The sequence below is a fragment of the Rhodococcus sp. NPDC077669 genome (genome assembly GCF_040686915.1).
Taxonomy (GTDB): Bacteria; Actinomycetota; Actinomycetes; order Mycobacteriales; family Mycobacteriaceae; genus Rhodococcoides; species Rhodococcoides fascians.
The window spans coordinates 20,277-35,325 of the sequence record NZ_JBFBMD010000037.1; the positions used below are offsets into that span (position 1 = coordinate 20,277).

The 15,049-nt window shown below is 64.7% G+C and carries 15 protein-coding genes; 10 read left to right on the top strand and 5 right to left on the bottom strand.

Annotation, left to right across the window (positions count from 1 at the left end):
* Positions 1–226 precede the first annotated feature (226 nt).
* From AB0P23_RS23965 to katG, 5 genes are all read left to right on the top strand, one after another.
* The gene (locus tag AB0P23_RS23965) at positions 227–1,213 is read left to right on the top strand and encodes a DUF302 domain-containing protein (protein ID WP_080729192.1); all 987 of its coding nucleotides are present in this window, start codon (positions 227–229) and stop codon (positions 1,211–1,213) included.
* The gene (locus tag AB0P23_RS23970; protein ID WP_027494238.1) at positions 1,214–1,765 is read left to right on the top strand and encodes a sigma-70 family RNA polymerase sigma factor; all 552 of its coding nucleotides are present in this window, start codon (positions 1,214–1,216) and stop codon (positions 1,763–1,765) included.
* Positions 1,762–2,439, top strand: a complete 678-nt coding sequence (locus AB0P23_RS23975; protein WP_027494239.1) for a zf-HC2 domain-containing protein — start codon at positions 1,762–1,764, stop codon at positions 2,437–2,439. Before AB0P23_RS23970 ends, AB0P23_RS23975 begins: the two co-directional genes overlap by 4 nt.
* A gap of 229 nt (positions 2,440–2,668) precedes the next feature.
* Positions 2,669–3,100 carry a Fur family transcriptional regulator gene (locus AB0P23_RS23980; protein WP_032370093.1) on the top strand — a complete coding sequence of 144 codons (432 nt, stop codon included), beginning with the start codon at positions 2,669–2,671 and terminating at the stop codon, positions 3,098–3,100.
* Between the two features lie 94 nt (positions 3,101–3,194).
* Positions 3,195–5,390, top strand: a complete 2,196-nt coding sequence (gene katG, locus AB0P23_RS23985) for a catalase/peroxidase HPI (protein ID WP_241257684.1) — start codon at positions 3,195–3,197, stop codon at positions 5,388–5,390.
* A 257-nt stretch (positions 5,391–5,647) separates the two neighbouring features.
* Here the strand turns inward: katG and AB0P23_RS23990 are convergent, their stop codons facing one another.
* From AB0P23_RS23990 to AB0P23_RS24000, 3 genes are read right to left on the bottom strand one after another with little or no spacing between them, the layout of a single operon-like run.
* Complete coding sequence (locus AB0P23_RS23990; protein ID WP_151097334.1) at positions 5,648–6,283, bottom strand: class I SAM-dependent methyltransferase; 636 nt, start codon at positions 6,281–6,283, stop codon at positions 5,648–5,650.
* Positions 6,284–6,286: 3 nt separating this feature from the next.
* Complete coding sequence (locus tag AB0P23_RS23995) at positions 6,287–6,694, bottom strand: DUF5313 family protein (RefSeq protein WP_206497635.1); 408 nt, start codon at positions 6,692–6,694, stop codon at positions 6,287–6,289.
* Positions 6,695–6,714: 20 nt separating this feature from the next.
* Entirely contained in the window at positions 6,715–6,960 is a 246-nt protein-coding gene (locus tag AB0P23_RS24000) for a DUF2892 domain-containing protein (protein ID WP_006898186.1), read from the bottom strand.
* Positions 6,961–7,188: 228 nt separating this feature from the next.
* Between AB0P23_RS24000 and AB0P23_RS24005 the strand changes: the two genes are divergently transcribed.
* Both AB0P23_RS24005 and AB0P23_RS24010 read left to right on the top strand, forming a co-directional pair.
* On the top strand, positions 7,189–9,276 hold the full coding sequence (locus tag AB0P23_RS24005) for an MMPL family transporter (protein WP_241257685.1): 2,088 nt from the start codon (positions 7,189–7,191) through the stop codon (positions 9,274–9,276).
* A gap of 121 nt (positions 9,277–9,397) precedes the next feature.
* Positions 9,398–9,661, top strand: coding sequence for a metal-sensitive transcriptional regulator (locus AB0P23_RS24010; protein ID WP_206497637.1), 264 nt, complete (start codon positions 9,398–9,400; stop codon positions 9,659–9,661).
* A 93-nt stretch (positions 9,662–9,754) separates the two neighbouring features.
* On the opposite strand, the gene AB0P23_RS24015 is transcribed toward AB0P23_RS24010, so the two are convergent.
* Entirely contained in the window at positions 9,755–10,291 is a 537-nt protein-coding gene (locus AB0P23_RS24015) for a hypothetical protein (RefSeq protein WP_006898189.1), read from the bottom strand.
* Positions 10,288–11,493 carry an FAD/NAD(P)-binding oxidoreductase gene (locus AB0P23_RS24020; RefSeq protein ID WP_151097337.1) on the bottom strand — a complete coding sequence of 402 codons (1,206 nt, stop codon included), beginning with the start codon at positions 11,491–11,493 and terminating at the stop codon, positions 10,288–10,290. The genes AB0P23_RS24015 and AB0P23_RS24020 overlap by 4 nt, the downstream gene beginning before the upstream one ends.
* A 580-nt stretch (positions 11,494–12,073) precedes the next feature.
* Between AB0P23_RS24020 and AB0P23_RS24025 the strand changes: the two genes are divergently transcribed.
* The 3 genes from AB0P23_RS24025 to AB0P23_RS24035 all read left to right on the top strand — a co-directional run bounded on the left by AB0P23_RS24025 (position 12,074) and on the right by AB0P23_RS24035 (position 15,018).
* The gene (locus AB0P23_RS24025; RefSeq protein WP_206497638.1) at positions 12,074–13,468 is read left to right on the top strand and encodes an MBL fold metallo-hydrolase; all 1,395 of its coding nucleotides are present in this window, start codon (positions 12,074–12,076) and stop codon (positions 13,466–13,468) included.
* Positions 13,469–13,862: 394 nt separating this feature from the next.
* On the top strand, positions 13,863–14,651 hold the full coding sequence (locus tag AB0P23_RS24030; RefSeq protein ID WP_032370102.1) for a GntR family transcriptional regulator: 789 nt from the start codon (positions 13,863–13,865) through the stop codon (positions 14,649–14,651).
* A 28-nt stretch (positions 14,652–14,679) separates the two neighbouring features.
* Complete coding sequence (locus AB0P23_RS24035; protein WP_363799621.1) at positions 14,680–15,018, top strand: rhodanese-like domain-containing protein; 339 nt, start codon at positions 14,680–14,682, stop codon at positions 15,016–15,018.
* Positions 15,019–15,049: the final 31 nt, after the last annotated feature.

The following is a 15,049-nucleotide window of genomic DNA, read 5'->3' on the forward strand; positions in this document are numbered from 1 at the left end:
CACCCGTTCAGGCCGCTTCTGTGGCGTGGAGACGCTCGACGAGACCGGGGTGAACCGATCGATCAGATCTCCGCTTGCGTGAACTCGACTGTGTCGCCCTCCGGTGCACCGACATTCCGGGAGCAATCGCCGGAGGGAACTTCGGTTCGGGTGAACCCCTCAGGCTCGGTGTGCGTACACCACAGTGAAGCCCACCGCTGGCGTGGGCACGAGGACAGGACACGTGATGAGCACTTCAAGGTTCCGTATGGCAACGTCGCTGCTCGCGTCGGCGGCGGTGATCGCCCTCGCCGGGTGCGGTTCCACCGAACCCACCGGTTCGGTGGCGGTGTCGAGCACTCCGGTGTCCACGTCGGCGGACGCGAAGGCTGCGACACCCGATGTGGCACCGTCCGAACCCGGACTGGTGGTGTACGCCAGTAACTACTCTGTGAGTGACACGGTCTCTCGGGTACAGCGCGCGCTGGAGACGGCGGGAGCTGTGGCAGCCACTGTGGATTTCGAGAAGTTGGCACAGGGAGCAGGTGAGACGATCCGCCCGACCACCGTGGTGATCGGGGGGAATCCGAAAGCGGCGTCGCCGTTGATCGCCGCGGACCAACGGGCCGCGATCGACCTTCCACAGAAGTACCTGGTCTGGCAGGCCGCCAACGGAACGGTGTTTCTGGCATACAACTCCGCCGAGTACATCGCGACGCTCGCAGGCATCCCGGTCTCGTCCGACGCCCTCGACGGACTCCGGGCCGGCTCGGCATCGACCGCGTCCGATGCGACGGGATCCTCGGCGGCCGCCGCAGAGGGCACCGATGTGTCCGCAGCGCCGGGATACCTGGTCGAGAAGACCAGTGATGCATCGGTTGCAGCGTCCATTGCCCGATACGAGGCAGCGTTCGCGGCCAAGAATCAGCCCACAGTCGCAACCGTCGATCTCGCGTCCGCCGCTGCCGAGACACCTCTGAGGCCCACCATGGTCACCTACGTCGGTAATCCTGCGGTCTCGACTGCGCTGGTCGGAGCGCAGCAGACCATGGGGATCGACCTACCCGCCCGATACGTGGCGTGGCAGGATGCCGAAGGGATCGTTCACGTGGCTCACCCCGATATCCGTGTACTCGCCGCTCGGCATTCGATCTCGCCGACCAATCCTGTTCTCGACATGGTCGCCGCCGCCACGACCGGTTTCACCGATGCCGCTTCCGGCTCGGGCAGTTAGGTGGACGGTGTCGAATCCGGCTCACAGCACAACCACCAGCTCGTCGATGCGTCCGAAGTCGCCATGTCGGCGCTCTTCCGCGAGCACCAGCACGCAGTGACTCGATTCGTCAGCCGCTACACCCAGACCCGCGAGCAGTGTGAGGACATCGTCCAGGAGACGATGTTGCGCGCGTGGCGCGGGATCGACCGCATCGATGTGACGGCAGCATCGACGCGGTCCTATCTCATGACCATCGCGCGAAACGTACTCACCGATCAGTGGCGGGCGAGCACGAGCAGGCCGACTCTCGTCCACGATCAGATCGCACTCGCCGCCGAGTGCATCGACGACGAATTGGGCGGGGTCCTCGACGGGTGGCTCATAGACGAGTCGCTGCGTCGGTTGTCCGAGGAGCATCGAGCAGTCATCGTGCTCATCTACTACGAGGGTCGAACCGTCTCCGAAGTGGCCGCGCACCTCGATATCGCGGTCGGCACGGTCAAGTCCCGCTCCTATTACGCTGTGCGTGCCCTACGCCGGATCTTCGACGAGTTGGGATTGATTCCATGAGCTCAGCGCACGACGAGATCCGACCACTGCTCGGGGCGTACGTACTCGACGGACTCGAGCGCGACGACCGAGCAGCGGTACGACGACACCTCGACGACTGCCTTGCCTGCCGAACCGAAATCGACGTCCTGGCACCCGTCGCAGGAGTGCTTCGACGTCGCAGGCAGCCAGCAGATCTCTCACCGGTGCACTCGACGGCCGGTGCAGACCAGCGACTCGACCACCTGCTGAGCGCGATGAGGCATCAACGGACCTCCGAGAAGAGGCGGCGGCGAGTGTGGACTGCGGTGTCGGCGACCCTCGTTCTGGGAGTCGCTGCGGCGATCGTCCCGCTCAGTACCCTCGCCCGCTCCGACGATTCGACAACGGTGAACGATGCGGGTGCCCGCCCGCTCGTTCTGTCGAGCACCGTCGGGGCCACAGGTGACCTCGAGCTCACCACGAAAGCCTGGGGCACATCGATCGACGTCGACGTTCAACAACTCCCCGGCGCAGGCATCCTCACTCTGCAAGTGGTCGGCAACGACGGGACTCGACAACAAGCAGCTCAATGGTCGGTCACCGCGAGCCGAGCAGCAGCGGTGACCGGCGCAACGTCCCTTTCTGTCGAGGACATCCACTCGATCGTGATCGACGATCCGGCGGGCAACACGATCGCGCGGGCCTCTCGCTGAGACCGAGTCGTCACGGACACGGGCAGGTTTCGATGCGGTGCCTCGGACAGCGTGTCGGTCGCGTGGCCGCCCGAACGGCTGGACCGCGGTCGAGTGAGATCGGGACGCTGACGACGTACCCCGGATCGACATCCGAGTCCGAACGCGCTGGCTCTGCGTTCGCCGCACCGCATCGGTCCGTCGCTCGTTTTCCGGACTCATTCCAGAAAAGTCGTGCATACTGGTCGATGTGAGCTCATCGTCGAACTACCCGGAGATGCTGCGTAGTGCTGCGCTCCGAGTCACCCGCCCCCGTCTGGCGGTGCTCGACGTGGTGCACGAACATCCGCACGTCGACACCGACACCGTCCACAGAGCCGTTCGGGCCACCCTGCCCGATGTCTCCCGCCAGGCCGTGTACGACGTGCTCCGCGCTCTGACCACCGCGGGACTGGTCCGGCGAATTCAGCCGTCCGGTTCGGTCTCCCGGTACGAGAGCAGGATCGGCGACAATCACCACCATCTCGTGTGCCGCAAGTGCGGCGCGATCGCCGATGTGGAGTGCGCCGTCGGTGAGGCTCCGTGCCTCACTCCGTCGGAGGCCCCTGGTTTCGTCGTCGACGAGGCAGAGGTCATCTACTGGGGCCTGTGCGAGAACTGCTCCACCAGCGTCAGCCCCTGATGTCGCGGCGCGGGAGCGCCGCGGGAATCAGATCATTCACCATCTTCTGGAGGGAAAACTCGTGTCCGAGGACCACACAACACGCGAAAAAGAAATGAACCAGGACCAGCCACAGGAGTCGGGTGGCAAGTGTCCGGTCATGCACGACTCGATGCCGGCACCCGTCGAAGGCGGAAGCAACCGCGAGTGGTGGCCCAAGTCCCTGAATCTGAAGATCCTCAAGAAGAACCCGGCAGTCGGCGACCCCATGGGCCCGGACTTCGACTACGCAGCCGAGTTCAACTCTCTCGATCTCGCCGAGGTCAAGCGCGACATCGAAGCCCTGATGACGAACTCGCAGCCCTGGTGGCCCGCGGACTTCGGTCACTACGGCCCGTTCTTCATTCGCATGGCGTGGCACGCAGCGGGCACGTACCGCAAGCAGGACGGACGCGGCGGTGCCGGAGCGGGCATGCAGCGCTTCGCGCCGCTGAACAGCTGGCCCGACAACGCGAGCCTGGACAAGGCCCGCAGGCTGATCTGGCCGATCAAGCAGAAATACGGCCGCAAGCTCTCCTGGGCCGACCTGATCGTGCTCACCGGCAACGTCGCCATCGAGTCCATGGGCCTGCCGACCTACGGCTACGCCGGCGGACGCGTCGACGCCTGGGAGCCGGACGAGGACATCTACTGGGGCCCGGAGCAGACCTGGTTGGGCGACGAGCGCTACTACGGTGACCGCACCAGCCTCGAGGGCCCGCTGGCCGCAGTGCAGATGGGTCTGATCTACGTCAATCCCGAAGGCCCGAACGGTAACCCGGATCCGGTGCAGTCCGCACTGGACATTCGCGAGACCTTCGGCCGCATGGCCATGAACGACATCGAGACCGCCGCGTTGGCCATCGGCGGACACACCTTCGGCAAGACGCACGGCGCTGCCGATCCCGAGGTGCACATCGGTGCCGAGCCGGAAGGCGCTCCCCTCGAACAGATGGGCCTCGGCTGGAAGAACAGCTACCAGAGCGGCGTCGGCGCGGACGCGATCACCAGTGGCCTCGAGGTCATCTGGACCCCCACGCCCACCCAGTGGGACAACTCGTTCCTCGAGACCCTGTACGGGTTCGAGTGGGAGCTCTACAAGAGCCCAGCCGGTGCACACCAGTGGCGCCCGAAGAACGGCGAGGGCGCGGACCTCGTTCCCGACCCCGCCGATCCCTCCAAGCGTCGCCACCCGTCGATGCTCACCTCCGACATCGCGATGCGCGTCGACCCGATCTACGAGCAGATCACCCGGCGGTGGCTCGACCATCCAGAGGAGCTCGCAGAGGAATTCCAGAAGGCATGGTTCAAGCTCACCCACCGCGACATGGGACCGGTCACGCGCTACCTCGGCCCCGAGATCCCGGCGGAGCCCCTGCTCTGGCAGGACCCGATCCCGGCCGTCGATCACGAGCTGATCGGTGACGCACAGATCGCCGAGCTCAAGCAGGCCATCCTCGGATCCGAATTGACTCAGGAGCAGTTGATCTCGGCTGCGTGGGCGGCGGCGTCGTCGTTCCGCGTCAGTGACAAGCGCGGCGGTGCCAACGGTGGCCGTCTGCGTCTGCAGCCGCAGGCAGGCTGGGAGGTCAACGAGCCCGACGAGCTCGCACAGGTCATCCGCGTTCTCGAAGGAATCCAGCAGTCGTTCTCCGGAACTGTGTCCTTCGCCGACCTCGTGGTACTCGGTGGCGTCGCAGCCGTCGAGCAGGCCGCCAAGAACGCCGGCGTCGACATCACGGTCCCGTTCACTCCGGGCCGTATGGATGCCACGCAGGAGAAGACGGACGTCGACTCGTTCTCCGATCTGGAGCCCAAGGTGGACGGTTTCCGTAACTTCCTGGGCAAGGGCCAGAAGCTGCCGGCCGAGTTCAACCTGGTCGACCGCGCGAACCTGCTCTCGCTCAGTGCACCCGAGATGACCGTGCTCGTCGGTGGTCTGCGTGTACTCGGCGCGAACTACAAGGGGTCGACGCACGGCGTTCTGACCGACAAGGTCGGCACTCTGACCAACGACTTCTTCGTCAACCTCCTCGACATGGGCACCGAATGGGTTCCCGCCGCCGAGGAGGGCATCTACGAGGCCAAGGATGCCGCTACCGGTGAGAAGAAGTGGACCGGAACTCGCAACGATCTGGTCTTCGGCTCGAACTCCGAGTTGCGCGCCATCGCAGAGGTGTACGCCTGCGACGACGCCAAGGACAAGTTCGTCCGCGACTTCGTCGCGGCCTGGGACAAGGTCATGATGCTCGATCGCTACGATCTGGCCTGATTTCTCCATCGAACCCCATCTTCACCCCCGTACCGACTCTCGGTGCGGGGGTGAAATGGGTTCAGCGTCGGAGCCTCGGCGTCGTTGCGAAGTCTCGGTGGGCTGATCTCGTCGCCCCTACATCCTGGGTTGTTCGCCGTGGGTGCGCGACAAGTGTGGGTGGATGGCAGAGAAGCAACTTCTCGAGTTCGTCGAGACCGAGATAGCCGGGCGTGGCCGGTAGTTCGTGCCGCGAGGATGGTGGTCCTTGCTCCCGTTCAGGCCACTTTCGTGGCGTGAAGACGCTCGACGAGACCGAGAGTGAACCGGTCGATGTCCTCGATGGAGAAGCTCTCGTCACCGGTGATCACGAGCGAGGGCCGGCGCAGAAAGTGCTCGCCGCCGATCGGGACGCTCACCAGTTCCAGGGCGCGTTGGATCCATCGAACCGGCCGGATCGACGAGGCGACGTGATCGGCGAGGAGCAACGTTCCACCCGGACGCAGCACCCGCGACATTTCCGCGAGCGCGATGTCCGTGGCGGGGATGGCGCAGAGTGAGAACGTGCACACCACGGTGTCGAAGGATGCATCGGGAAAGTCGAGAGCATGAGCGTCCCCGAGCGTCAGGTGCGCATCCGGTCTGACGTCGGCGGCGCGAAAGTGTGCCTGCGCGAGCATGTCCGGACTCAGCTCGATTCCGGTCAACGATGTCCCCGCCGGGTAGTGCTCGAGATTGAGTCCCGTTCCCACTGCGACCTCGAGAACCTGGCCTCGGGCGCGACTGCAGATCCAGGATCTGGTGTCGCGGAAAAGGACTCGGTCGAGGAAGGTCATGTGCTTGTCGTAACCGGCCGCTTGCTTGTCCCAGAATCGTTGCCATCGGGCGAGACGGTGCGTCGAATCGCCGACCATCGCTCAGTGCTCCCGGCCGGGAGCGATGGGTGCCGCGGCGGTGCGTGAGGCCTCGGACTCGGGGTGCGCCGCCAGATAACGCTTCTTGACCAGCTCCGATTCCTGCGCTTTACGGGAGTTCGTGAGATCGCGGGGCAGCATGTGTCGCACGAGGCGGCGTTGCCGATTCTCTTCCATGTACGAGGCGGTGAAGAACAGCGAGAGCAGGACCGCCAGAAGCACCATGGAGCCACTCAACCACAGTTCACCCGGAAAGAACATGAACACGGCGTAGATGGGAAGAAACGGAACCTGGCCGCGGATCAGGTGCCGAACCACGGCGTGATTGCCCGTCAGATCGTTGGCCACCCAGTCCGTCATGGTCGAGGGCAGAGTGCGGCCGAAGGCGTAGCCGACCCACTGCCACGGCAAAGGGCGGGTCCTGTTGCGGTTCACCGGGTCGGGGTCGCTGTGCTCTGACGCATCCCCAGCCGCTTCATCAACAGGCTGGCCGGGCACCATCCGACTGCGGAATACAGCAGCAGATTCCCGCCGACGAATGCTGTCAGGACATGCCAGCGGCGGTCGTGAAGGGAACCGGCGGCGAGGCTGGCAAGGACCATGGTGCCCGCCAGCGCGGGGACTGCGCGTTCGATACTCGGTCCGCCGGGGCCGGTGAGGGTGTCGGTGCATGACATGCGGTAGATCCTCGCTTCTCTGCGTGTGGTGCGGTCGTCCGTGCATACCCTAGGGGGTAGATACGATGATACCAGCATACCCCTGGGGGTACTGTGTTACGGTTCCTCCATCTTCCCGACCAGTAAGGACACGATGTGAGTTCCACCGACGTTCGAACCGACGAGAGTTCTGCAGACAACTCGCCGCCAGGAATCACCGGCGGGCCGTTGGCGCGCTTCGGTGCGCGCATGGCAGGCAACTTCAAGTGGGTGGTCACCGCGTGGCTCGTGGTCATCATCGGATTGGGAGCGTTCGCCCCGTCGGTGTTCGGATCCCTCGCCGGTGCCGGGTGGCAATCCAACGGATCGGAGTCGGTCCAGGTTCGCGAACTCGCACAGGAGCACTTCGGCGGGAACTCCTCGGCCGCGATCCAGGTGGTCGTGCATTCGGACACCGAGCAGGTGACCGATCCCGCTGTCGCGGCGGTCATTTCCGAGGTCACCGACATTCTGGCCGCCGATTCGCGGATTTCCGAGGTGATCCCCCCGCAACCGGGAATGTCGATCAGCCCCGACGGACACACCGGGATCCTCATCGGTGGAGCGAACGGGACCACCGACGAGATGGTGAAGGCCGTCGACGATCTCAAAGGTGAGCTGACCGCAGCCTCCACGGACTCGATCGAGGTCTACCCGACCGGAGCATCGGCACTGTGGAGTGACTTCAACAAGGCCAACCACGACGCGATGATCAAGGCCGAAATCATCTCCTGGCCCGTCACATTGGCGATCATGGTGCTCGCGTTCGGATCGCTCGTCGCGGCAGGTCTGCCCTTGCTGTTGACTCTGGCCGGCCTCGTCGCATCCGCGGGTGGTCTGGTTCTGCTCAACGAAATCACACCGATCTCGGTGTGGGCGATGAACTTTGCGATGATGTTCGCGCTGGCGCTCGGTATCGACTACGCGCTCTTCCTCGTCGTCCGATTCCGGGATGCGCTCCGCAAGACCATCGACGCCGGACGGATCGACCCCCAGCGTGCAGTGGCAGAAACGATGGACACGGCAGGCAAAGCAGTCCTGCTGTCCGGCCTGACCGTGCTGATCAGCCTGTCCGCCGTGCTTCTGGTACCTGCACCTGCGGTACGCACGATGGCCGTGGGCATCATGCTCGCGGTGGTGTTCGTTCTCGCGGCCACCCTCACACTGCTCCCCGCAGTTCTGGGCAAGCTCGGACCGAAGGTCAATGCCGGCTCCCTCCCGTACGCGAAGCGACAGGTGCACCGCTCGCCGAAATTCGCGACCTGGGGTCAGTTGCTGCACAAGCATCCGTGGCCGTTCGCCATCGGCTCCCTGCTGATTCTGGTGGCGCTGTCGATTCCGGCACTGGGTCTCAAGGTCGCCATGCCGTCCATTTCGGTTGTCCCCGAGGACGCTCCGGTCCGCCAAGGCTACGAACTGGTGCAGGCACAGATGGGCGAAGGCGCACCAGGCATGCTGCAGATCATCGCCCCCACAGCGGAGGCAGAGCAGACCGCACAGATCGCAGCGAGCGTCGACGGCGTATCGATGGTGACGCCGCCCATGCCCGCCATGGACGGATCCGATTACGTCATGCTGCAGGCCATCCCGAACGTGGACCCGTCGGACCCCGCACTCGAGACCACACTCGACGCCTTGCGCGCCGAGCTGCCCGAGGGAGCGATCGTCGGCGGTGCACCCGCGGAGAACCTGGACCTACAGACCGCGTTGAACGAGTACCTGCCGATCGTGGTGTCGGTGATCCTCGTGCTCGGATTCCTGCTGCTGCTGATCGCGCTCCAGGCACCGCTGATCGCCCTGCTGGGGACCGTGGTCAGCCTGCTGTCCACCGGCGCAGCATTCGGTGTGGCGAAGCTGATCTTCCAAGACGGTCACGGGGCGTCGCTGCTCGGATTCACCCCGCAGGGATTCCTGAACGGTTGGGGCCCGGTGTTCTTCTTCGCGATGATCTTCGCAATCGCGATGGACTACACGGTGTTTCTGCTGTCGAGCGTCAAGGAACACTACGAGAACACCGGTGATCCGCACGGTTCTCAGGTCGACGGAATGGCGCATTCGGGTCGGGTGATCTTCGCGGCGGCAGCGGTGATGATCGCGGTGTTCTTCTCGTTCGCGCTCGCCGAACCACTGCCACCCAAGGAGATGGGCATCATCCTCGGCGTCGCCGTACTGCTCGATGCCGTACTCATTCGACTGGTCCTGCTACCGGTGCTGCTGCGCCTGACCGGCCACGCCGCATGGTGGTCACCGACGTGGCTGCGAGCGGCACTACCCAAGATCGGCTTCTCGCACAGCTGAGACGCTCGCACCGTCGAAATGCTCAGCATAGTGGTGGCCGACACCGTCCGGCGTCGGCCACCACGACCATCGTTACCCCTAGGGGTAACCTGGAGTTTCATCGAACGAAGGACTGAACGACATGACCGGTGACGCCGAAAGCATCGCGTTGGTATTGAACCGTCTGCGGCGTGCGCAGGGTCAGCTCGCCGGGGTTATCTCGATGATCGAGAGCGGCCGTGACTGCAAGGACGTCGTCACCCAGCTGGCCGCGGTGTCGAAGGCTCTCGACCGGGCAGGCTTCAAGATCGTCGCCACCGGACTCCGTGAGTGCATCACCGGGGCGGAAACAGGGGAGAAGATGAGCGAAGCGGAGCTCGAGAAGCTCTTTCTCGCCCTCGCCTGACAACGGTCCGATCACCCCCGCATCGATGCACGGGGGTGATCGGACCGAGGCAGGACAGCCGGTTCGAGATGGGGTGCTCGGGCCCGCGACGTGTCAGCTCCTGCGCGCTGGACCGGGATGCTCGGGTGGGCGGGTGAACACCACACGAGCCCAGAGAACGGTGGACAGCAGGGCTGCCACCGCCCCCAGATACAGGCCGATCGATGGACCCGCCACCGTCGCGGTCGGTGCCAGTGACTGCCGAGCCCAGATCGCGAGCACACCGAACACCGTGGTGACACCGTTGCCCGCCAAAGCCAGAGCGGCCCACCGAAAACGCCGAACCAGACGCGCGATCGAGGCCGCTACGACGGTGAACGTGAGAGTGAATGCGGTGAACAGTGTCGCCAACACACCCGCTGATTCCGCGTCGGCGCTTTCGGTGCGCAGAAGAACGTCGTACCCGTGTGCGCCGCCGGTGTGCGGAAGCACCACTCCGAGCACGGCCGCCGACACCAGAACGAGCAGATACGGGGTGACCCGGGTGATCACCACCTCCGGTATCACGCGTCGTTCGATGGCCTCGAACACCGACCGATAGTGGCTCAGGTCGCCCTCGCGGTCGTAACTGTGCGGCGGTCGACCGTTCACGCTCGGCCGGTGAGAATGGCATTCCAGTACAACGCCGGCAGTCCGCGTCTCTTGAGGAACCACATGTCGCGGCGTTCGCGGGTGGTGTCGATCAGCGGTATCGAGGGAGCCGGCTGCATCGTGTAGTCGAACTCGGCCAGAAGCATCGTCTTACGAGAGGTGGTCAAGGGGCAGGAGGCGTACCCGCCGTACTGTGCGGTCAGTGGACGGCCGGCGATGCTCGCCTGCAGGTTCTCGGCGACCACGGGTGCTTGCTTGCGGATGGCGGCACCGGTCTTGGAATTCGGTGACGATCCGGCGTCACCGAGGGCGAAGACGTTGTCGAATCTGTTGTGACGCAGTGTGTTCTTGTCGATCTGGACGTATCCGGCTGGATTCTCGGGGTCCGCTATGGGGCTGGCCTTGATCCAGTCCGGTGCAGATTGGCGCGGTACGACGTGGAGCAGATCGTAGGGTAGCTCGTCGGTGGTACCTGCACTGTTGTCGGTGATCGTCACCGACCGGCCGTCCGGATCGACAGCGGTGACTTCGCTGTTCTTGCGCACCTCGATGCCGTAACGCGCCACGACTCGTTCGAGCTCCTCGGCGAACACCGGTACCCCGAACATTCCGGGTGTGGGCAGGACGAGGACAACTCGGATGGCATCGAGCACGCCCTGCTCGCGCCAGTAGTCGGCCGCGAGGTACGCGATCTTCTGCGGGGCACCCGCGCATTTGATGGGGCCGGAGGGCATCGTGAACACGGCGGTGCCCGACCGCATCTTTTGAATCATCTGCCACGTCTTGGGTGCGAGATCGTAGCGGTAATTGCTCGAGACCTGCGGGGTGTCGATCGATTCGGCCATGCCGGACACCGAATCCCAGTCGAGCTGGATGCCGGGGCACACCACCAGGTGGTCGTAATGGATCGTAGTTCCCGAGGAGGTGCTGACCGTCTGGGCATCGGGGTCGACCCCCTCGGCGCGATCCTTGATCCAGCCGACGCCCTGGGGCATCACCGACGCCTCGCTGCGCGCACTCTCCGAGGCCGGGGCGCGGCCTCCACCGACGAGCGTCCACAAAGGTTGGTAATAGTGGGTCTCTGCCGGCTCGATGATGCCGATGTCGGTCATTCCTGCTCGCCGCAAACGTGCCGCGAGCGAAATACCGGCGTTGCCTCCGCCGATGATCGCGACTTTGTGGTCGATGGTGTGCGCGGACATGTGGTCCTCCTGTTCGAGACACGAGCTCGGTGAGCGCTGTCTCGATTTCGGTTGATGCCGGGTGGTTCAGCTCGACGTCGGTGTGGGCGCGAGCCGTGTGGTCACAACATTGGTGGTCATTGAAGCCAGGTGCACTGCATCCACAGCAGTCGTGCTGGAAGGTCATTCCGGCGTTCGAGCAGGTGGTGCAAGGACACGTGCCGAGGTGTACGTCGCCCTCTCCTTGATTGATCGTACGGATGTACGTACATTATGGAAGAGGTTAGTCGCCAATACCGACAAACGCCACACTCGGGACGAATGAAATTTCCTCGTCCGCCCCGAGTCGGCGAGTGCCGGACGGCTGAGGAGGACGTGATGATCGGCAACCACTGCGATGTCGCTGTGAGTCGTTGCGCCTCGCTGGATCGGCCGGTTCCCGCGCCCCTGGGTGTGCGTCGGTATTTCGACCCACTCCACCTCCGCCCCGTGAGATCGGTTCCGTGCGCCGCGGCGCACAGAACCTCCTGAAAATACCCCACGGGGTACCATGAATTTTGAGACCTGTACGGACGCCACCACGATCGACAAGGAGATTTCGATGCTTCTCGAACGCATCTACGACGAAGACCTCGCCCAAGCCGGATACTTCATCGGCTGCCAGGCCAAGGGAGAGGCAGTGGTGGTCGACGCCCGCCGCGACATCGGTGTGTATCTGGACCTGGCCGATCGGCATGGCATGACCATCACCGCCGTGACCGAGACCCACATCCATGCCGACTACCTGTCCGGCACTCGCGAGCTGGCCAAGGCCACCGGCGCGACCACCTACGTCTCAGGAGAGGGCGGCGACGACTGGCAGTACGGCTTCGAGGCCGAACGCCTCCACGATGGCGACACGCTGGCCCTGGGGAACATCACCGTGCAAGCTGTTCACACGCCCGGTCATACCCCGGAGCACCTCTCGTTCCTGGTGACCGACGGTGCTTTCGCCGATGCTCCGGGATACATGTTGACGGGCGACTTCGTCTTCGCCGGCGATCTCGGCCGCCCGGACCTACTCGACGAAGCTGCAGACGGTGTCGACACCCGTTTCGAGGGTGCCAAGCAGATCTTCCGCAGTCTGAAGCGGTCGTTCGTCACGCAGCCGGATCATGTCCAGGTCTTTCCGGGTCACGGTTCGGGCAGTGCCTGCGGAAAAGCTCTCGGCGCGTTGCCGTCGACCAGCGTCGGCTACGAACGCCGTTTCGCTTGGTGGGCCGGGTATGTCGAGCGCGACGACGAGCAGGGCTTCGTCGATGAGATGCTCGACGGTCAACCGGATGCACACGCCTACTTCGGCCGGATGAAGCGTCAGAACAAGCAGGGCCCGGTCGTTCTCGGGCCGCTGTCTTCCTTGCGCGAGTACGACTCCGCAGAATTGGCACGCGCCCTTGACTCCGACGAGGTCGTCCTCCTCGACACCCGCGGCCAAGATGAGGTGCACGCCGGCGCTGTCCCCGGAGCGCTCAACATCCCCGGCATCGGCAAGGCAGCCTCGTTCGGTGCCTGGGTCTACGACCCCGAACGAGAGGACACTCCACTGGTGGTGCTCGCCGAGGACCACGCCGTCGCCGACGAGCTACGTGATCACCTGCTGCGGGTCGGCATCGATACGGTGACCGGGTACGTCACGAGTCTACGAGGGCTCCCCATGACGACACCCGAGACGATCGGTGCGGACGAGCTGGATTCGTTCGACCCGGCAATGGTGCTGGACGTGCGCAACAAAACCGAACACGCCGACGGCCACATACCTGGCTCCGAACAGCTCAGCGGTGGCCGATTGCTGTGGAACCTCGACGGACTGCCCACTGGCGGTCCGATCGTGACCTACTGCCAGAGCGGCGTCCGTAACGCGGTCGCAGCCAGCGCCCTGCGCCGCGCCGGCTACCGAGTTGTCGAACTCGAGGGCAGCTACGCCGCCTGGGCCGCGCGCAACCTCGAAACAGTCTGATCGAACACGCCCGAATCGGAGGCGGTGGTGCAGTCCGCCCCCGATTCGGCCCTGCGCTCGCCCTGTCGGCTCGCCGCGCCACCGACGGTAGAGCAAACCCCGGGGGGAGCAGACCCGGGCGACAGGTCTGACTCCCACAGGAGCTCGTTCGTGCTCGGCAACGACTTTCTCGATGCGAGGGTCGTCTCGTTGCGTGCCGACGATGCCGACGGATGGTCCGTCGGGGACGGGAGAGCTGACGGCCCCGAGATCCTCGGTTGACATCGCTTCGACGCGGAGAGAGCATCACTCCCGTCTGTACGGATGTACGTACATTTGTTGTACAGTAGCCCCAAGGGTCAGCAGCCGGCGGCTCGAATTCGGATTCCGACACAGATCGACAGGAGGGCCTCTGATGGTTGAACCCGATCGTAGTGCCGTGCTCGACCGTTCCAGTGCGATGCCGCTGTGGGCGCAACTGCATGCCGATCTGGTCCGCCGAATCGGCGACGACGAATTCGCCGGATCCGAGTTCCCGGGTGAGCATGCGTTGACGACGAGCTACGGAGTGAGCCGTCACACCACCCGCGAGGCCCTGCGGCACCTGCGGAACGAAGGAATCTTGATTGCAGAGCGTGGCCGGCCCTCTCGGTTGGCGGCTCCGCCGGTGATCGAGCAGCCACTCGGTGCGCTCTACAGTCTTTTCGCTGCCGTGGAAGCCACGGGTGTTGCCCAGCACAGCGTGGTGCGTGCACTCGAACTGCGGACCGACCCCGCGGTGGCCGCTACCTTGCAGGTCGGTCCCAAGGCTCCGCTGCTCTACCTGGAGCGCATCCGTATGGCAGGGACCGTGCCGTTGGCGCTCGACCATGCCTGGTTGCCGGGGGATCTGGCACGCGACCTCCTGGATGCGGACTTCACTCACACGGCTCTCTACATCGAGCTCGAGAAACGCTGCGGCATCCGCCTGACCGGTGGCCGCGAGGACGTCACTGCCGTCGTCCCGGATCCGGAGGCTGCGGCAGCACTCGAACTCGACTCGAAGACCGCCGCGCTGTCGATCCGCCGCTTGGGTTGCATGAATTCCCGGCCGGTGGAGTTGCGGCACACAGTGATTCGAGGAGATCGGTTCACCGTCTCGGCCACGTTCTCACCGAGCGACGGCTATCGCTTCGTGCCGGCCACGCCGCTGCACGCCCTGTAAGCACCCACTGATCGAAGGAGCGTTCTTCATGACTGAAGCACCACCGGAAGCCGATCCGGCCGCCGCACACGCACTGATCGCCGAATCGGGAGCCATCCTGATCGATGTCCGCGAGGACGACGAATGGGCAGCCGGCCACGCCCCGGACGCCGTCCACGTACGCCTCGGCGATCTCGATCCTGCTGCCTATCCTCCCGAGCAGAAATTGGTCGTGGTGTGCCGCTCGGGCGCTCGGTCGAGCAAAGCTGTCGCGGCCCTCACCGATGCCGGTCGCACGGCGCACAATCTGTCGGGCGGAATGAAGGCGTGGCACGAAGACGGCCGCCCTGTGGTCCGTGATGACGGCACGCCCGGCTCAGTAATTTGACATGGTCGCCATCCTCGCGATCGCAGTCGCC